This window comes from Bradyrhizobium guangdongense, from assembly GCF_004114975.1.
GTDB classification, from domain to species: domain Bacteria; phylum Pseudomonadota; class Alphaproteobacteria; order Rhizobiales; family Xanthobacteraceae; genus Bradyrhizobium; species Bradyrhizobium guangdongense.
On record NZ_CP030051.1, the window covers coordinates 2626153 to 2644966 of the forward strand.

The 18814-nt window shown below is 60.7% G+C and carries 17 protein-coding genes; 15 read left to right on the top strand and 2 right to left on the bottom strand.

Annotated elements, in window-relative coordinates; translation table 11 throughout:
* Positions 1–194: 194 nt before the first annotated feature.
* Positions 195–2282: a molybdopterin-dependent oxidoreductase gene (locus X265_RS12575; RefSeq protein WP_128965104.1), complete on the top strand. Its 2088-nt coding sequence runs from the start codon at positions 195–197 to the stop codon at positions 2280–2282.
* A gap of 125 nt (positions 2283–2407) precedes the next feature.
* Positions 2408–3190: an enoyl-CoA hydratase/isomerase family protein gene (locus tag X265_RS12580; protein ID WP_128965105.1), complete on the top strand. Its 783-nt coding sequence runs from the start codon at positions 2408–2410 to the stop codon at positions 3188–3190.
* Between the two features lie 32 nt (positions 3191–3222).
* Here the strand turns inward: X265_RS12580 and X265_RS12585 are convergent, their stop codons facing one another.
* Positions 3223–4461: a hypothetical protein gene (locus X265_RS12585; protein WP_128965106.1), complete on the bottom strand. Its 1239-nt coding sequence runs from the start codon at positions 4459–4461 to the stop codon at positions 3223–3225.
* 1346 nt (positions 4462–5807) lie between these two features.
* On the opposite strand from X265_RS12585, the gene X265_RS12590 reads away from it, so the two are divergent.
* The 4 genes from X265_RS12590 to X265_RS12610 all read left to right on the top strand — a co-directional run bounded on the left by X265_RS12590 (position 5808) and on the right by X265_RS12610 (position 10552).
* A complete protein-coding gene (locus tag X265_RS12590; protein ID WP_128965107.1) occupies positions 5808–6767 on the top strand; it encodes an ArdC family protein in 960 nt (319 codons plus the stop codon).
* Positions 6767–7828 carry a DUF7146 domain-containing protein gene (locus tag X265_RS12595; protein ID WP_128965108.1) on the top strand — a complete coding sequence of 354 codons (1062 nt, stop codon included), beginning with the start codon at positions 6767–6769 and terminating at the stop codon, positions 7826–7828. The genes X265_RS12590 and X265_RS12595 overlap by 1 nt, the downstream gene beginning before the upstream one ends.
* Positions 7829–8156: 328 nt before the next feature.
* Positions 8157–9080, top strand: coding sequence for a DUF2493 domain-containing protein (locus X265_RS12600; protein ID WP_128965109.1), 924 nt, complete (start codon positions 8157–8159; stop codon positions 9078–9080).
* 1151 nt (positions 9081–10231) lie between these two features.
* Positions 10232–10552 (top strand): DUF736 domain-containing protein, encoded by a 321-nt coding sequence (locus X265_RS12610; protein WP_128965110.1) that lies wholly within the window; start codon positions 10232–10234, stop codon positions 10550–10552.
* A 257-nt stretch (positions 10553–10809) separates the two neighbouring features.
* On the opposite strand, the gene X265_RS12615 is transcribed toward X265_RS12610, so the two are convergent.
* Positions 10810–11091, bottom strand: coding sequence for a helix-turn-helix domain-containing protein (locus tag X265_RS12615; protein WP_128969234.1), 282 nt, complete (start codon positions 11089–11091; stop codon positions 10810–10812).
* Between the two features lie 96 nt (positions 11092–11187).
* Between X265_RS12615 and X265_RS41320 the strand changes: the two genes are divergently transcribed.
* The 9 genes from X265_RS41320 to X265_RS12660 all read left to right on the top strand — a co-directional run bounded on the left by X265_RS41320 (position 11188) and on the right by X265_RS12660 (position 18810).
* Entirely contained in the window at positions 11188–11460 is a 273-nt protein-coding gene (locus tag X265_RS41320; protein WP_128965111.1) for a DUF2285 domain-containing protein, read from the top strand.
* 165 nt (positions 11461–11625) lie between these two features.
* Positions 11626–11820 (top strand): transcriptional regulator domain-containing protein, encoded by a 195-nt coding sequence (locus X265_RS12625; RefSeq protein ID WP_128965112.1) that lies wholly within the window; start codon positions 11626–11628, stop codon positions 11818–11820.
* A gap of 79 nt (positions 11821–11899) precedes the next feature.
* Complete coding sequence (locus X265_RS12630) at positions 11900–12397, top strand: DUF2285 domain-containing protein (protein WP_128965113.1); 498 nt, start codon at positions 11900–11902, stop codon at positions 12395–12397.
* A gap of 131 nt (positions 12398–12528) precedes the next feature.
* Positions 12529–12810: a helix-turn-helix transcriptional regulator gene (locus X265_RS12635; protein WP_128965114.1), complete on the top strand. Its 282-nt coding sequence runs from the start codon at positions 12529–12531 to the stop codon at positions 12808–12810.
* A gap of 367 nt (positions 12811–13177) precedes the next feature.
* Entirely contained in the window at positions 13178–13642 is a 465-nt protein-coding gene (locus X265_RS12640) for a DUF2840 domain-containing protein (RefSeq protein WP_128965115.1), read from the top strand.
* Positions 13639–14151, top strand: coding sequence for a S26 family signal peptidase (locus X265_RS12645; protein WP_128965116.1), 513 nt, complete (start codon positions 13639–13641; stop codon positions 14149–14151). The genes X265_RS12640 and X265_RS12645 overlap by 4 nt, the downstream gene beginning before the upstream one ends.
* Before the next feature lie 209 nt (positions 14152–14360).
* A complete protein-coding gene (locus tag X265_RS12650) occupies positions 14361–15044 on the top strand; it encodes a lytic transglycosylase domain-containing protein (protein ID WP_164938543.1) in 684 nt (227 codons plus the stop codon).
* Between the two features lie 388 nt (positions 15045–15432).
* Positions 15433–16497, top strand: coding sequence for an IS110 family RNA-guided transposase (locus tag X265_RS12655; protein ID WP_128965117.1), 1065 nt, complete (start codon positions 15433–15435; stop codon positions 16495–16497).
* A 549-nt stretch (positions 16498–17046) separates the two neighbouring features.
* On the top strand, positions 17047–18810 hold the full coding sequence (locus X265_RS12660) for a relaxase/mobilization nuclease domain-containing protein (RefSeq protein ID WP_128969236.1): 1764 nt from the start codon (positions 17047–17049) through the stop codon (positions 18808–18810).
* Positions 18811–18814: the final 4 nt, after the last annotated feature.

The following is an 18814-nucleotide window of genomic DNA, read 5'->3' on the forward strand; positions in this document are numbered from 1 at the left end:
AGCGGCAGCGGCCGCAGACTGTCGACGCCTCACAAAGCCGATTTGATTGGGAATATCGGGCCCATTTCGGTGTGGCGGTGGGGCATTTCGCAGTCGCGGGAGGAACAGCCTCGCGCCGCCTCTAAGCATTTTGCATGGGCATTGCAGGATAAATGCCCTCGGCTCACAGGTATTTTGGTGTTACGAAATCGGGCATGAACCAGCACGCCAAGATCGAGATCCGCCACTCCACCTGTCCCCATGATTGCCCGTCGGCTTGTGCGCTCGATGTCGAGGTGGTTGAGGGCCGCAGCATCGGCCGGGTACGCGGATCGAAGAAGCAGACCTATACGGCTGGCGTGGTTTGCGCCAAGGTTGCTCGTTACGCCGAGCGCATCCATCACCCCGAGCGAGTGATGCATCCCCTGCGCCGGATGGGGCCGAAGGGCTCCGGACAATTTGCGCGGATCAGCTGGGACGAGGCGCTGGACGAAATTGCCGATCGCTTCAACCAGGCCGAGCGCGAATTCGGCGCGGAGTCGATCTGGCCCTATTATTACGCCGGCACGATGGGCGTAGTGATGCGCGACGGCCTCAACCGTCTCACGCATGTAAAGAAATATTCGCGCTTTTATCAGACCATCTGCGCCAACGTCGCGCGCATCGGTTTTGCGATCGGCACCGGCAGGATCGCTGGCGTTGATCCGCGCGAAATGGCGCTGTCCGATCTCGTGGTGATCTGGGGCACCAACCCCGTGAACACGCAGGTCAACGTGATGACGCACGCCGCGCGGGCCCGCAAGGAGCGCGGCGCGAAAATCGCAGCTGTCGACGTCTACGACAACGAGACCATGAAGCAGGCCGATATCAAGATCCTGCTGCGGCCAGGCACCGACGGCGCGTTTGCCTGCGGCGTGATGCATGTGTTGTTCCGCGACGGCTATGCCGACCGCGCTTACATGGATAAGTATACCGATTGCCCCAATGAGCTCGAGGCGCATCTGAAGACGCGCACCCCCGCATGGGCGTCGGCGATATGCGGCGTGCCGGTGGCGGAGATCGAGGCCTTTGCCAGGGCCGTCGGCGAGACCAAGCGGACGTTCTTCCGGCTTGGCTACGGCTTCACGCGTTCGCGCAACGGCGCGACGCAGATGCATGCGGCGAACTGCATTCCCGCGGTGACCGGCGCCTGGCAGTATGAGGGCGGCGGCGCCTTCTTCAACAATTACGCGCTGTGGCACTTCAACGAGTCCGTCATCGAAGGCCATGATGCGCTCGACAAGACGGTCCGCGCGCTCGACCAATCGCAGATCGGCCGCATCCTCACCGGTGATGCCGGGGCCCTGCTCGGCAAGGGGCCGGTCAAGGCGATGCTGATCCAGAATACCAATCCGATGACGGTGGCGCCGGAGCAAGCGCTGGTCCGGCAGGGTTTTGCGCGCGAGGATCTGTTCGTCGCAGTCCACGAGCAGTTCATGACCGAGACGGCGCAGATGGCCGATATCGTACTGCCGGCGACCATGTTCATGGAGCATGATGATCTCTATTACGGCGGCGGACACCAGCACATCTCGGTCGGTCCCAAGCTGATCGACCCGCCCGGCGAATGCCGCTCCAACCATGAGGTGCTGCAGGCGCTGGCGCCGCGGCTCGGTGCCAGGCACCGGGGTTTTGAGATGACCCCGCGCGAGTTGATCGACACGACGTTGAGGCTCAGCGGCCACGGCGACATTGCGGGCCTTGAAGCCGACATCTGGCGCGATCTACAGCCGGATTTCCGCACCTCGCATTATCTCGACGGCTTCGCGCATCCCGACGGGAAATTTCACTTCAGGGCGGACTGGGCGCATCCTCCGTTCGGTCAGACCATGGGCGATTTCGAGCAAATGCCTTCGCTGCCGGACCATTGGGCCGTGATCGAGCACACCGATCAATCTCATCCGTTCCGGCTTGCGACCAGCCCGTCGCGCAGCTTCCTCAATACTACGTTCAACGAGACCCCGTCCTCGCAGGCGCGCGAGGGCAAAGCGAGCGTCATGATCCATCCTCTCGATGCAGCCGCGCTCGATATCGCGGAGGGTGACGCTGTGACCCTCGGCAATGTCAGGGGCGAGACCACGCTGATTGCCGTATTGTTTGAGGGCGTGCGGCGCGGCGTGCTGATCGCGGAGTCCGTGCATCCGAACAAGAACCATATCGGCGGCCGCGGCATCAACATGCTGACCGGTGCGGACACCATCGCCCCGATCGGCGGGGCGGCGTTCCACGACAACAAGGTCTGGATCAGGAAAGCCGCAGCTTGAAGCCACGCTTTGAGGGCGGCAATATTGTGTCGAGGCGCTAATGCGGAGCCTCTGATAGATTACCCTTGCACCTTGCGCCCGAGCTGCCGCAAATGGCTGCAAATCGGGAGCAAGGATAACGCGTCATGACCGACACCACAGCCGTCATCGCCGAGAAGCGCGGGCAGGCGTTCTGGATTACCATCAACCGGCCGGAGAAGCGCAACGCGCTGAACGGCGAGGTGATTGCCGGCATCGCGCGCGGCTATCATGACGCGCAAGATGACAAGGATGTCCGCGTCATCGTGCTGACCGGGGCGGGCGACAAGGCTTTTTGCGCCGGTGCCGATTTGCAAAATTCCGGCGCAGCTTTCGCAATGGATCATTCCAGGCCGAATGTCGATTATGCCGATCTGCTGCGCTTGTCCCAGAACGCCACCAAACCCGCGATCGCGCGCCTCAGTGGCGTCTGCATGGCGGGCGGAATGGGCCTTCTGTGCATGACCGACATGGCGGTTGCAGCCGACCATGTCATCTTCGGTCTGCCGGAGGTGAAAGTTGGCGTGTTTCCGATGCAGGTGCTGAGCCTGCTGCAGGAGATCGCGCCGCGACGCCTCGTCAACGAATGGGCGCTCACCGGAGAGCCGTTCGATGCCAAGGCTGCAAAGGAGGCGGGCCTGCTCAATTACGTGGTGCCGGCGGCCGAGCTCGATGCCAAGCTCGACTGGCTGATCGGCCGCATTGTCGACAAATCCCCGACTGCGATCCGCCGCGGCAAATACGCCATGCGCGCCATCGCCTCGATGTCATTCGACGAGAGCATCGCCTACACCGAAAGCCAGATCGCCCTGCTGGCGATGACCGAGGATGCCAAAGAGGGGCTGAAGGCATTTAGCGAGAAGCGAAAGCCGGTCTGGACGGGGAGGTAGACCAAATATCGAATGGAGGGCAGACAAACGCCTTACGTCCGTTTGGGTGCGAGTTGGTCGGTTAAGCCATCCAGTTCAGAGCGCTGCATGAGCCGCTTTTTGGAGGCCACAATCAGTTGCTTCCGCGTGCGCTTGGCGTAGGTTGGTAATTGATAATTTGAGCGATGGCGGCCAGCCGTGCGCAACTCAGAATCTGTGAGATCGCTGTCGGCACCCTCGGTGAAGCCGCCGTGGCGAAATGATGTGAAGGAAAGCTCGTTTCTAAGTCCAGCCGCGGCGATGATCTTTTTAACCACCGAGCGGAGGTAACGCAGGTCTTTGCGTTCCGTGATCCACGGAAGGGAAACGCTTGATCGTCGATGAGGATGGTCGCGGCGGAAAACTAATCCGGAGGTCTGCCTTTGTTTGATAGCGTCGAGCTCTGTCATCAGTTCAGGGAAGAGCGCCGTGCCACTTTCGTCAAAGAGAGGCCACCATGCTTCTTCACCATTCTTCGGATGTAGAATCCTCACACTATCTGGTCGTCCTTCAGGGCGATAATGCGCTATTTCGAAGATTCCAAACACGTGTTCTTCGCGCTGCAGCCACTCCCAGCTCAGCAAAGCGGCAGTAGCAATCGAGGAAAAACCGAGTTTCTGAGCCGCGTGCCTAAACGCCACAAGCTCAGCCCATTTCGCCGTCGGTGTCTCGCGCCTGGGCAGTCCAGGCGTTCGAGACCTTAGCCCCATTCGCGAGAATGGGTTCATTTCGGGCACCTTTGTCTCGTGAGCGCGCTGACCAACAAACCAAGCGCGCCTGCAGGCCGTCATGGCTGCATTTGCGAAGCGCCGGCGTTCGTATTTGACGGTGGTGCCGTCCGCCAGCTGCCGTTCAACGACCAGCAATTTCGCATAGACGGCATCAACAAATCCTTTCGTGAAGGCTGAAATTGGTTTCGAGCCCGCTCGACTACCATCCTTTAGCTCGTGGTTAGCAAAAAGCGCTAAGCCTTGACCGTAAAGCCGCTGCGTTTTGTGATCTATTTCCTTCCACTTCTGGTGCGCTTTGAAACTCCATACGAGCCAATCGAAAGTGCCAGGTGCAAGCGAAGCCGGAGACATGTCGGTTCGCCCCCCAGAACGCCAGCTGTCAAAAGCTGGTAACAGGACATTCTCGACCCGGTCTACAGCCGCAGCGTAATCGCGGCCTAGTGCCTCAGACTTGACCGTACAGCCTTGTTTACAGGCCCAGGTGGGCGGCTCAAAAAAATACGCCCAGCCGCCATGCTTCAATGCTTTTCGTCTGCAGTAGCGAGGAAGCGCAGGTGTAGTGTTGGACAAATTCATACGAGTGAAACCAAGTTTTGGCGGTCTAGCCTTTTGGGGGTTGCGACGCTGGACGGGGCCGCGAAGTCGTCAATGGCTGCCTTTGACCAAGCTGGCTGCCGGCCGCGTCCAGTTCCATGATAATGCGTGGGACGAGGAGCTTCCCCGCGGATTATCGCCCGTGCAAGTTCGACGGTGTCGCGATAATCCAAATAGGCTGCGACCATGTCCGCCCGCATGACGGCTGGCCATGCGCCGACTGGCGGATAACGAGCAGGAAGTGAAATGCGCGATCCCATGAGTCTCCATCCGTTCGGATCGTTCGCCGCAGATCCAGGTGAGGGTCGCTGTCATCTCTCGCTGGTGCGCGCATAATGACGTCAAGCTGCTTGGCCGGCGTCGTCCATGCCTGACCCGACGAGCTTCAGTTCAATCAAGCGCTCGAATCCCAACACGAAGGTTGACTGAGAAGCAAGGCGCGACGACAGCAGGTGCGGGAATCGGCTGGGTTCGAGCAAAATTGGGTTGGAGTGTGAGCGACCAGATCGGGGCCGGTGCAAGCCCTGGAAATACGCAGCGACCGCGATCTGGTTAGCTTGAGAGCTGTGTTGGAAACGACTGGCTGACGTCGACTAGCAACCCCTACAAAGGTGGGCATCGCTCTCAATGCTCTTCGGCAGGATGATATTTGTCCGCTGATCGAGAGACATCTGACTCTCCTTAGCACTCAGACCTTATTCCAACAATCTGTCGCTAAACTCGCACCGAAGGCAAGGTTTAGGGGCTCCAATTGTCGGAATGTCAGCACGCCTCACTCCGAGGGCAAACCGTGTTCCTGCTGAGAGCTCGTCTGGTAAACCTCCCAGAGATCGCGCCTGCGAGCAAATTCAATTCGGTATCTGGTTTACGCGCGTGCGGCCGGGGCCGCATCAGGCTCTCGTTGAACCGAGCCGCGTCGCGTCTCGGCCTTGCGGCTTCGATCCTTCGCGCAAAAAAATGCGGAGCTCCTCGCCGGGGGCACTCGGGAAAGGGGCTCGCCTGCGGCGATCGCTATCACTGCCCCGTTCCCGGGTGCCCTCTTAACCGGTCTCGTCGCTGCACTCGGTCCCGCGTGCCGCCTTCGGCGCCGCTATGCTCACGCTCCTGCGGGTGCCATTTCTCGAAGGCGATGCGCCGCTGGCGCACGCCTGGTTAGGCCTGCGGCCTTGCGTCAAATTGCGCAAAAGGCTGAGAGTAAGAGTGCAGGCTGGGTTTTTTCGTGACGGGTTACAAGCTGCGAGAGAGGCTCGCGGTGCCCGTTGCGGAGAACCGCGATGTTAAACTCTACTGCTTGCACGCGTACTGGCGAGGACCGGGCGAAGCTCTATAACGAAATCACCGACAAGATCATCGCCGAGCTTGAGGCAGGACGCGTTCCCTGGGTTCAGCCCTGGGGGACCGCCGCGGTCAAACCGGCGCTGGCAATGCCGAGAAACGCGTCAACCAACCGGCAATACAGTGGCGTTAACATCCTCATCCTCTGGGGAGCAGTTATCGAACGGGGATTCACCGGACAAAGTTGGCTCACCTTCCGCCAGGTGCTCTCGCTAGGCGGCCACGTTCGCAAGGGAGAGCGCGGCACCACAGTCGTCTATGCGGACCGCTTCGTGCCGAACGATGAGAAGCGGCGCGCAGCGGAGGCCGGCGAAGATGCGAAAGTGTTGTCATTCCTCAAACGATTTACCGTTTTCAACACCGATCAGTGCGATGAACTGCCCGACAACATCACCGCCGTTGCACCGCCACCGCCGGCTGACCTCATCGAACCGACTGTCGACGCCCTGATCAAGGCCAGCAAAATCCCATTTCGGATTGGTGGAGACCGCGCATTCTATGCCACAGCCGAGGACTATGTGCAGGTCCCACCGCCACAGGCCTATTTCGAAACAATCAACTGGCACCGCACAGCGCTGCATGAACTCGGTCATGCGACCGGGCATCCCTCGCGCCTCAATCGCGACCAGAGCGGATCCTTCGCTACGAAGAAATATGCCTTCGAAGAACTGGTCGCCGAGCTGAGTTCAGCGTTCGGCTGCGCCTCGCTCGGGATCGTCCCGACGGTGCGTCACGCCGACTATATCGGCTCCTGGCTTGAAGTCCTGCGCGAAGACAATCGGGCGATCATGCGCGCCGCCTCGCAGGCGAGCAAGGCTGCGGACTATTTGCTCGGCTTCGTTCCCGATTCTATTCAGCCCGCGTCGCTTGCGGGCATCAGTCAGGGCGAGGCTGCGTGATGCCAAGCAATGCCTCCGAACTGGCACGCCGCCTCGCGCGAGAGGCCGAGGCGGTGTGCAGGCACTACCTCTCCCGGGGCAAGCGAGCGGGGCGATACTGGGTGGTCGGCGACGTCCACAACACGCCGGGCCGCTCGTTGTTCGTACGGCTCGAGGAATCGCCGAACGGACCTGCTGGCAAATGGACCGACGCGGCAACGGGCGAACATGGTGATCTGCTCGACATCATACGAGAAAGCATGAGCTTGCGACACTTCCACGAGGTCGCCCAGGAGGCGCGGCGCTTCCTCAGCTTACCTCATTCCGAGCAGCAGCCGGCATCGAAATCAGTTCGCTTGCCAGCGCCGATCGGATCACAAGAGGCGGCTCGTCGGCTCTTTGCGATGTCCAGCGCGATTGAAGGGACGTTAGCCGAGACGTACTTACAATGCCGTGGAATAACCCGCATCCACCATGGTAACAGCCTCCGCTTCCACCCCCGTTGCTACTATAGGCCGGACGAGCATTCGCCGGCAGAGAGCTGGCCGGCAATGATAGCCCCCGTCACGGACCTCGATGGGCAGATCACCGGTGCCCATCGCACCTGGCTCGATCCAGACGGCTTTGATTACGTGCGCCTCGGCAAGGCTCCGATTGACACGCCACGGCGGGCCATGGGCTACCTTCTGGGCAATGCCGTTCGTTTCGGGATGGTCGATGATGTACTTGCGGTCGGCGAGGGGATCGAGACCATCCTGTCATTACGTCATGCACTGCCAACCTTACCCATGGCAGCGGCGCTTTCGGCCAATCACCTTTCAGCCCTGTTGTTCCCAGCTGGGCTGCGGCGGCTCTACATCGCCCGCGACGACGATGCCGCGGGGAATGCCGCGCAGGAAATTCTTACCCGGCGCGCTGAGGCGATCGGCGTTGAAGCGATCCCGCTCTCGCCTTGGCTCGGCGACTTCAACGAAGATCTGCGCATCTTCGGCCTCGACGCGCTGCGAGCAGCATTGGGGCTTCATCTCGTACCAGAGGACGTCGCCCGCTTCCTGCATTCCTCGATGGTAGCTGCGGAATAGCGCCCGTGCTTCGATCGGGTCGATAGGTCGCTCATACGAGGCCATTGCCGGGAGAGGACGCGACCTCGGCCTTCTAGAGGGCGATCGGACGACGACCGGACCGGGCCGGCAATGGCTACGCCCGGCTATTTTCCGCCGCGCGCCGGCGATGAGAAGGCACATCAGTCGTCAGATCGGCGCGCTTTGCATCGCGAGGCAAAATAGCCGGCCTCCGCCATCCTCCGCTACCGCTTCGGCCCTTGCGGGTTCTGGCCCGTTCCGGCCGCCGTCTCAGTGATCGCCACGAAGGCCGCGAGGTCGCGGCCGATCCGACAAAGGGGTCCCTCCAATGACCGACCAAGACGACATTGAACCGCCGCACGCCTCTTCTCCAACTGACCAGGTCCTCACTGAATTACAGCTGTTTGGCTACCGCCGGTTCGAGGACCAGCCTGACCCACGCCCGCTTCCCGAGGGCAAGATGATCGCTGGCGCCGTCGCCGATGTGTTCGACGCCCTGGTCGCGACGTTGAGCGACACGCGACTCGAGCCGGACCTTAATGATCTGCTCTGGTCGACGGTCAACCTGTTCCACCGCGCCGTCGACCGCGTTGAACGCCAACTCGACGACAACGAACGGGCGCAGCAGAAAAGCCAGCGTGAGCAGAATGGCTCGGAAGTCCGATCGGTCGAACTCGAACGTATGACGGCCGAAGGCATCACGTTGATCGAGCGCCGCAACTGCCTGGAACTCTTCCGCGACCAGGCCATCGAGCGGTTTGAGACACACACCGGCTCATTCTGGCGTCCCCGATCGGGCTCCCTGGTGCACCACCGCACGCTGACCGCGGCGATGATCGACTCTCGCGACTTCATCGCTGCCAAGTGCCGCGCCGAGATCGAGGTCATGATGCCCTCGGGGCCGAAGATCGCGCTCACCGGAGGGCTAGACTTCAACGACCATAACCTCATTTGGGATCGCCTCGACAAGGTTCACGCCAAGCATCCCGATATGGTGCTGCTTCACGGCGGCTCCCCTAAAGGAGCTGAACTGATCGCGTCCAAATGGGCGACGACCCGCAAGGTACCTCAAATTGCTTTCAAGCCCGATTGGACGAAACATGCCAAGGCAGCACCGTTCAAGCGCAACGATGCCATGCTCGAACACCTGCCGATCGGCGTCATGCACTTCCCGGGCACGGGAATCCAGGACAACCTCGCCGATAAGGCAAAGCGCCTCGGCATCCCCGTCTGGAGGTTCGGCGGCGCGTGAGCGTCATTCGCTCTCGGTCAACGAAGCGGAGTTGCAGCCGCGGTAACTCCGCTTCGCTTCGATTTGGGCCGGAGGTTGCACCGTGGTGGTGGAAGGCGGACCGGTAAATTTATGCAGCTGGAGCCATCACCAGGCTCGCCTTGGGGATTACTCTCAACATACTCGGCATCGGCTTGTTCTGCTGGGTGATTTTCGCACTCACAGTGTAGGCCCTGCAGGTTTTTCGTCGCGCTGAGTCTCGGGATGAAGGCGTTCAGAGCGGCGCCGGCCTAATTGGCGCGCTACTTATCGCGACGACCGGCGGTGCGCTGACGCTCGTACTTGGCCAGGTCGCCGTGGTTGCTACTCGGTCCTCTGGCCTTGCGCATTGTGATTGCGACAGCATTTGCTTTTCCCGCCGGCGTCGTCGGCTATCATGTCGGTGTTTCGCTGTGTCGCAGATCGGTGTAGCTTCGCTGGCTTGGCGTGCGTTCTCCGCTTGCGTCGGCGCGGTTTGCATTGGCGTTACGTCATGGACGGGCCTGATGATTTTGGCGAAGACCCGCCCGTTCATGCTAGGTGGGATGGTGGAGAAGCGGTCCTAACTAGTTCTTACAGCCGCATGGACCGAGCGATGACCGTTTCCCGTCTTCATCGAACAGGTACGTAGATCGGCGCGGTGAGCGGGAGATGATTGAAACCTGAGCGAGGGAGAGGCCGTCCTCGGACCCCCTCGACCAAGCTGGCGACATTCGGTCTAGCCCACGCAGCCGCGGCAGAGCGATCTTATCTCGATCGGTCTTGGCAGACGATGCCGCCCTTTGCAGGAGATTGCTTCTCTTTCCCCGCTGGATCGTTTCGACCTCTTGTTCATCAAACCGAGATAACTACGCTTCTCCGTAAGATTGTGGTTCAGCACGCGGACGCACGTGGCCTCGTTGATGGCTTGATCTGGCGAAGATCGGCTTCGCCTCGATCGTCTGAGCCGCAACGCCCTTGTGGCGACTTTCTTCCCCTGGGCTTCGCCCATTCCTCGCGAGACAAGAAAGTCGCCACAACGACGTCCTCCGCTGCGCTCCGGCCCGAGCGGGTGCGTCGCCGATCGTCCTCGGCCCTAGATCGCCATCGAGACCGCGGTGGTCGCGGGCTCGAAACACAATAGGAGAAGTGACATGGCTAACATCGGTTCTTTCAAGAAGATGGGCAATGATTTCCATGGCGAGATCGTCACCCTGAGCCTGCAAGCCAAGGGCGTCCGTATCGTCGCGGAGACCAATAAGTTCAATGACAACGCTCCAAGCCATCGCATCTACGTGGGCCGGGCCGAGATCGGCGCAGCTTGGTCCAAGCGTTCCGAGGAAGGCCGCGACTACCTCTCGCTCAAGCTCGACGACCCCTCGTTCAACGCGCCGATCTACGCGAACCTGTTCGACGACGAAGGCGGTGAAGGCTACACCCTGCTCTGGTCTCGGGCGCGCAAGAGCGGCGAGTAAGAGCGCCTCTCACGAAGCCCCGTCCGTCCGCCGGGCGGGGCTTCTCAGAAATTGACTACTCCGATCCAAAGAGCACGATTTCCGCTTAGCCCCCCCTCGTGTATTACGGCCGATCCGGCAACCCCGATCGGCCGTGACGACGCATGTCTGTAGACTGTTGACGGGCTTAGGTTCGATCCTAGCCGCGTATGTGCGCGGCGCGCGGTTCGCCTTTTATTGCGCTCTGAATGAATCAGACCTGGGTTAGCGCGCAGCGACTATTTATCCTTTACACTGAGACGAATCCGTTTTCGGCCCTTTGATAGTGGCTTAGGCGTGGCGGCTCCCTTGGGCGGCTCAACAAAGAATTCTGACAGCCGAACACCTAACGTTTCGGCCAGTCGCTCGAGCAGATCAATGGTTGGATTCTCGGTTTGCCGTTCCAGACCGCTCATATACGAGCGGTCGATCCCAGCATCATACGCCAGTTGCTCTTGCGGAATACCGCGATCAACGCGGATTCGGCGGACGTTCCAGGCCACAAGCGCACGAGCTTTCATGCGCAAAAACAGCCATCGTGTAGACCATCAAACCACTGGCTATAACCGATCTATTCGGATACTTTGATTGGGCTCAATCGAATGCCGCGAACAGATATGAGTGGACCTCCATTAAATCCTGATGTCGCTGACGTCCCGCCGAACGAGCCGGCGCTGACCGCTTATGACGAACGGCATGTCGTCACGTACATGCGCCTTCTGCAGGCCGAAGGGGAGGGGGCGGACTGGCGCGAAGTGGCTCGAGTGGTTTTGCGTATGGACCCCGAGCGGGAGCCAGACCGTGCGCGGAGCGCATATCAGAGCCACCTCGCGCGGGCCAAATGGATAACTGAACAGGGCCGCTTATTACGTGGCACTGGCTTCAAATAGAAGAAATTCGCCGGCCGGCGGCTTGCAGGCAGAACTTATTTTCTTTGCTGATTGGTGGTCACTCCAGTGCACCACGTGGTGCCAAATTAGGGACTACCCACAACCACATCGTTCATGCCTATTGCGACGCAATCGCTGTTAGCATCGTGCAATGGGGCGGAAGCAATGCCTGAATTCGACTGGCGGTCGCCGGAATCCTACAAGAGCCTGCAAGACGCCGAAGTCACCGACATCGCCTGGGAGTGTCTCCGCCGTAACGTCGACTATCAACGTGAGTACGAGGTGATGATTGCCAACAGCGCTAACGGCGAAGTGACAGACGCATTCAGGAGGAAATGGGGCATCTGCTTTCGCCCATGACCCGCAGAGGTCGTTCGACGAGCAGACAATTTTTTGGGCGCCTGAGGTTTTAGCGGCGGTCGTTCCGGTCAAGGTAGCAATGGCCGGCGACGGCAGGGCGTCGTCTCAGCCACTGCTCGACCTTACAGCAGGTCAGGTGCGGCGCGCCGCTGACGGCTGGCATGCCGTTCTGCGCATCAGTGCGGTAGATCACCGTGTCTGGTCCAAGGACCCGCCAGTGCTTGGCGCGTCTTATGCAGCCGAACTGCCGTTTGATGCCGATTTCGATGCGCGTGCGTATGCAGCCCGCCGGCTGTGGCGTGCGATGAATGGACGCGCGCCAGGTCCGGCATTTCACACGCTATCCAGACAGCGTCGCGAACGCCTGAGCGCCGCGATCCGCGCGCTCGATGCACATAGCGCGGGCGGTAGTTATCGCGTTATCGCCGAAGCGCTGTTCGGCAAAAAGCGTATCCCCGATCGCGCCTGGAAGACGCATGATCTGCGCAATCGAACAATCCGCTTGGTGCAAGGCGGCCTCGCGTTGATGCGCGATGGCTACCGCGCACTCCTGCGGCCCGGGCGCAACGACGAGTAGCGCAATCCGAAGGGGTGCCGAAAATCGATCCCTCAAACTTCGGCATCCCCCTCCGAGGTCTTGCTTCTCCATGATGACCGCACACACGCCGGCCTGGCCAGGCGTAGTGCCCTGTCTCCTGGAGTTCTCAAATGCCCGATCCAATGGCCGGTCTTCCCCCGCGCTTCCTGCGTACACCTGAGGCGGCGAGATATCTCGGCCTGTCCGGCCGCACGCTGGAAAAACATCGCACTTACGGTACGGGACCGACGTATCGGAAGATCGGCGGACGCGTTGTCTACGCCTTCGATGACCTGAAAGCGTGGGCCGACCGCGGCGCCAAGACGTCGACCTCAGATCCCGGGAAGGGGACCGTGCTGCCGGCCAAGAAGCATCCGGTGCTGCGCCCTTATGCGGGCCAAGAGCGTCGCTGACCCGAATGGCAGCGAGCAACTGATCTTCGCGGCTACGCCAATTGACCCCTCACGACACGCTTGCGCGGCCGCGGCCTCTTTCCAAATTCGGAGGACAACCTGTGAAACAGCTCGTGCTATCGGGGACCGGATTCTCGTCCTATCGAGGACTGGAATCGAGCTTGAGAGCTTGCTTTTCTGCTCTCTCCAACCGCTCCGAGCTTACTCACCAGAAATCCTTCGGATTTCTTCTAAAAGAGCAGATCGAAAGCGTTCCTTGGCGTGCGGTAACGGCAGTCAGGCAGTCCAAGTTGCGTTCGCTGGCCATGCACACTCTCCGCCGACCCCAAGCTCACGGCCGCCAGCTGTTGCGTCGGGGAGCCGCAGCATGAGTGATCTCACGGAAGTGGAAGTGTTGTGGCTTGAGAAGCGCATCGAAAACCGCGTTCGGTTTGGTCGTGTTGTCAAGGAAAGGAAGCTTGATCATCACCGGCGCGTCCTGTCATTTGCACCCGGCAGCATCTTTGCTTTCGTCCGTTGGACCTCCAGCGATTTTGGAGCGATCATTTCGCGGATCGATATCTTGCGTGCAGTCGCCCCGGGACAGCGCTGCTCGACCGTTCCTTATGTGACGCCCGGCGGAGAGATTTTGCTGCGGCTCTCTGGTTGGCCGAAAGTCGAGCGCGTGCTGCAGATGGTCGAGGCCGTTGAGGCGCTCGGCGTCGATCCGGTTGATGTCGCGCCTGACCATTGGCATCACATTCACAACCGCCTGTCCGTCAACGAAAACCCGCGCCCATATACGAAAGCGCGCCATCAGGCCTGGCTTCACCGCGCGAGGATAACGCGATGACAAGGCATACGAAGACACTGATCGCGACGTTTGGTGCAGCTGCCGCGCTTGTCGCGACGCTCGCTCTGAAGCCGCTTCCGGTCTACGTTTGGAATGCATCCGCGAGTGTGCCAATCGGTCTTTATCGCTTAAGCCCGGCGGTGACCTCCTTTGTCACCGAGCTGGTGGCCGTTCAGCCGCCCGAACCACTTGCGACTTTCCTCGATTTGAACGGCTATCTGCCGCTCGGCGTGCCCATGTTGAAGCGGATCTTGGCGCTGCCAGGGCAAACGGTCTGCAGAATCGGGCTCACGATTTCAGTCAATGGCATTGCAATGGGCGAAGCGCGGGATCGCGATGGACGCGGCCGACCGCTGCCGAAGTGGCAGGGTTGCCGGGTCGTCGGAGACGGCGAGCTCTTCCTCATGAACTGGCAGTCTCGTGACTCTCTCGACGGCCGATATTTTGGATTCTTGCCGACCGCGGCGGTAATCGGCCGTGCGCTGCCCGTGTGGACGTGGGAGGAGTGATCATGCGTGTTTCACGCTGTTGCCCCGCCATTCCTCTGTTGGATCGATCGCGGGACCGGCCCTCCGTCCGGACCGACGTTTGCAGGGCCGACGCGCGCCGCCGCAGTCCAGGGCGGCCGCACAGCCGTCGCGATGCGGCTGTATTCTGGGCCGGGGAGAGCACGACGGGACGCTTTGCTCGGCCGGCCGTGGGTCTTTGGGCTGTCGCGTTGCTGCTGCTTCTTTTCGCTACGTCGGACGATGCTGCTCTAGCCGAGAGTGGATCGGCGTGTGCTCAAGAGCATGCTCAGGCAGGCACCCCGTTTGCAGCTTTCGTCGACGAAGCGTCCAATCGTTTTGCAATTCCAAGGGACTGGATCGGCTCGGTCATTAACATCGAAAGCACTGGGGACGTGCACGCCAGATCAGCAAAGGGCGCAATGGGCCTGATGCAAATCATGCCGGCGACTTGGGCGGAACTTCGCGCACGCTACAATTTCGGGAACGACCCCTACGACCCGCACGACAACATTCTGGCCGGCACGGCTTACTTGCGCGAACTGCTCGATCGGTATGGCTCCCGCGGCGTGTTTGCCGCGTACAACGCGGGACCGTCTCGCTATGAAGAGCATCTCGCAGGCGGCTCTCTGCCAGTTGAGACGCGCGCATACGTCGCAAAGCTTGCAAGTCGGCTGGCCATCGAACTGCCCCCGAGGTGGACGTCAAGCGGACAATCATCGGCAGGCGCGCTATTCGTCACGCGATCCGATCTGATGAAGACTCGCAACCGGTTGCTGGCTCTCAGGCCCTCGAGCGGTGCCACGCCAGCAACCCTGGCGCCTGATGTTGCGCTTATGGTCCCCCGGCCTATTGGTGTGTTCGTCTCTCGATCAGATGCGCGAGCATCGCATTGACCAAATGTGCGGGTTCGCAAGCTGATCGCATATGGCGACCCTTGCCCGCACTCTACTCGTCGCTTCGCTCCTCACGGAGCCACCCTTCCGTTGCCTCGGCCCTTCGGGCGATGATTGCTCTAGCAAGCGCTTGAACTCGGTGGGACTTTGCTAATGGGCCGCCAAGTCGCGGCGGCTATTTTGCGCACCGGTGAGTGGGAAGCCACGACGGAAGAGACAGACCCGACAAATCGAAGAAATGCAGGAACGAGTTGAGTTTGAACGACCCATTAAGAAGGCTCTTCAAATCGGGCTTCGAAATAGCGGTGCACGGGGATAATGCGGCCGTGGCCAAATCCGGAGCCTGGTGCAACGACTTGGAAGGTCGTTGCCACACAGGAGAGCTCCGATGAAACTCTATGTTGGATTGGACGTCGGTCTTGAAGAAACCAGCCTTTGCATCGTCGACAGCGAGGGCCTCACGGTCCGCGAAGTTAAGGTCAGCACCGAGCCAGAGGCGATCCGCTCCGCTGTGGAGAACTACGCGGATCGCCTCGATAGAGTGGGAGTCGAGGCGTCATCGCTTGGTATCTGGCTGTATCGCGAATTGCAGCCAGCCGGGCTTCCAATCATCGTCGTGGAGGCACGCCACATGCGCGTTTCGCTGTCGACGATGCGCAACAAGACGGACCGAAACGATGCACGCGGCATCGCGCAGATGATGCGGTTGGGCTGGTACCGTGCCGTCCATGTCAAGAATATCGACATGCAAAAAATGCGCACGTTGTTGACGAACCGGAAGCTGCTCAAGCGCAAATTGATCGACCTCGAGAACCACGTTCGGGGGGCACTGCGGGCCTATGGATTGCTGGTCGGAACGGTTGCCCGAGGTGCCTACGAAGCTCGCATCCGCGAACTGATCGAGCATTGCGACCCGGTTTTTGTGATGTCTATCCAGGTCATGTTGGACGTGCGCCGCGCTCTCCTCGAGGGCTACGATCGGCTACATCGCGTGCTCCTGCAGGTGGTCCAGCATGATCCTGTTTGCCGGCGCCTGATGACAGTTCCGGGTGTCGGTCCGGTCGTTGCCTTGTCGTTCAAAGTTGGCGTTGATGATCCTCATCGCTTTACCCGATCACGCACCGTGGGCGCCCATTTTGGGCTGACGCCGAAGCGTCACCAGTCTGGGACGTCGATCGATTTTGAAGGTCATATCAGCAAACAGGGCGATATCTCGGTGCGGGAGGCGCTATGCGAAGCAGCTGCAAGTCTGCTGCTGCGAGTCAGGAAATGGTCGGCGTTGCGAGCGTGGGGCCTGCGGATCGCCAAGCGTTCGAGCATGCTGTGTGCGATTGCCGCGGTCGCACGAAAGCTCGCATGCATTCTGCACCGGATGTGGATCAACGAAACCGATTTCAACGTCGGATTCGGCGCCAAGATCACGCAGCGGCTGCGCCTAAAACCGGCGCAATAGCCGCTGAGCAGCCGAGCATAGAAAGCGCTGGGTTTGTGCCCGGCATGTTGAGGAGGAACGAAATTAGAGATCCGCGCGCGCGGTGAGCGGTCCCCCTGGCGGGGCCGCGAAACGGGGAATGTCCGCTATCTCTTGCCTGCTGCCGCCCTTCGGGGACGAGAGCGCAAAACTGCTTGGACAGCCCTGTTTACGAACCTGATGAAGAGCATGCGACGGCCGAAGTGCTGAACGCGAAGGAACGCATGGACCCCGCCTGGTGAATGCACGTCGCGTACGCGGCTGTGGTGAAGTTGTGCGTTGTTGCTGCAGGGAGTCGGTAATGGCTGAAGTACGAAGAGTCGAAGAAAAGCGTAGGAATGAGTTGACTTTGCCCGCCCGATTAGGAAGGCGAGATAAAAGGGTGTCGCCGCTCGAAGCGCAAGCCATTGGCATGGCTTGGGTTCTGGCGTGCAGGTCGGTCGGGGCGCGTGCCACGCCTTGTATTTTGATGAATGCAATCAAAGTCGTTTGCGGCACCGCGTCCGATTTCGACCCTTGGGAGGTCCGACCGTGAGCACAAGCGATAGCGAACTGCGTATCCGGCCTGGGCGCATCCGCAGTACCCGCGCGCCGAAGCACAAGAGCTTCATCAATCAGGTGCTGCGCGCAGCGATGAAGGCAGGACACGCCTCGGGGCAGAGCGTGGTGGGCAGGCGCTCGACAGCTTATGGGCGATCGACGTTCGGCCGTGGTCGGCTCGCCTTTAGCCCAGCCAGATTGTTCGGTCCAACGCGGCGCGTTGTGGTGAAAGCGCGCGTCGTTCGACACAAAGGGCGAGCCTTCCGATCAGCGCCAATGACGACCCACCTCTCATATCTGAAGCGCGACGGCGTGACGCGGAGTGGTGAGGCGGCCGAGATGTTCGATGCCGGCAGCAACCGCGCCGACAGCGCGGCTTTCGCGGAACGGTGCAAGGACGATCGGCATCATTTCAGGTTCATCGTCTCGCCCGAGGACGCCTGCGAAATGACGGACCTGAAGGCCTTCGCCCGAGATCTCGCGAGGCAGATGGAGACCGATCTCGGCACGCGGCTCGATTGGGTGGCTGTGGATCATTGGAACACTGACAACCCTCACCTCCACCTTCTCGTCCGGGGAGTAGATGACAAAGGGACGGATCTCGTGATCTCGCGCGACTACATTAGTCAGGGCTTGCGCTCACGCGCCGAGGAACTGGTCGCGATCGAACTTGGTCCAAAGCCGGAGCTCGAGGTCCGCAATTCACTGGAGAAGGAAGTCACCACAGAGGGATGGACGCGTCTTGATCGGGAGGTCCGCCTGGCAGCCGATGAGACCGGCTATATCGATCTTCGCCCAGAGGATCCCGGCGGGTCCGATCCGAACATCAGGCGCCTGATGGTGGGACGCCTTCAGCATCTCGAGAAAATGGGCCTTGCCGCATCTGTTGCCCCGGGGGAATGGATGGTCGGGCTTGAGGCTGAGCGCAGCTTACGCGACCTTGGCATGCGCGGCGACATCATCAAGACCATGCATCGCGCCTTCATCGAGCGTGGCGAAGCCCGCGGCGTTTCGGAGTTCGTCATCGAAGGTGGGCTGCCGGCGTCCCAGATTATGGGACGACTAGTTGACCGTGGATTGCATGACGAACTGACTGGCGAGGCGTACGCCCTGGTCGACGGAACCGATGGGCGCGCGCACTACGTGCGGTTCGGACGGATCGAGGCATTCGACGACGCACCGCCCATCGGCGGCATAGTCGAGGTGCGACATCTCCGCCAAACCGGCGATCCCCGACCGATGGTGGTGCTAGCGACCCGGTCTGATCTCGATCTGGATGGGCAGATCACGGCTAAAGGTGCAACCTGGCTCGACCATAGGCTCGCCGAACGCGACCCTATGCCGCTCGCCATGAGTGGATTTGGCCGCGAGACCCGCGATGCCATGGAAGCCCGTGCCGAGCACCTGCTCCGGGAGGGCTTGGCGCGGCGACAAGGTCGAGGCCTCGTTTTGCAGCGCGATCTCCTGAACACGTTGCGCAGGCGCGAACTGGACGAGGTGGCGGCAAAGGTCTCGGCCGGCACTGGCCTGCCTCGCGTGAATGCCGCCACTGGGGAGCACGTGGCAGGCACATATCGTCAGCGTCTGACGCTCTCCTCGGGACGCTTCGCCATGATCGATAATGGGCTCGGCTTCCAGCTCGTGCCCTGGTCGCGCGAAATCCAACAGAGGCTCGGCCAACACGTGACCGGCCTCATCAAGGAAGGCGGGGGCATCGAATGGGGTTTTGATCGCAAACGCGACCTCGGCCTCTAATAAT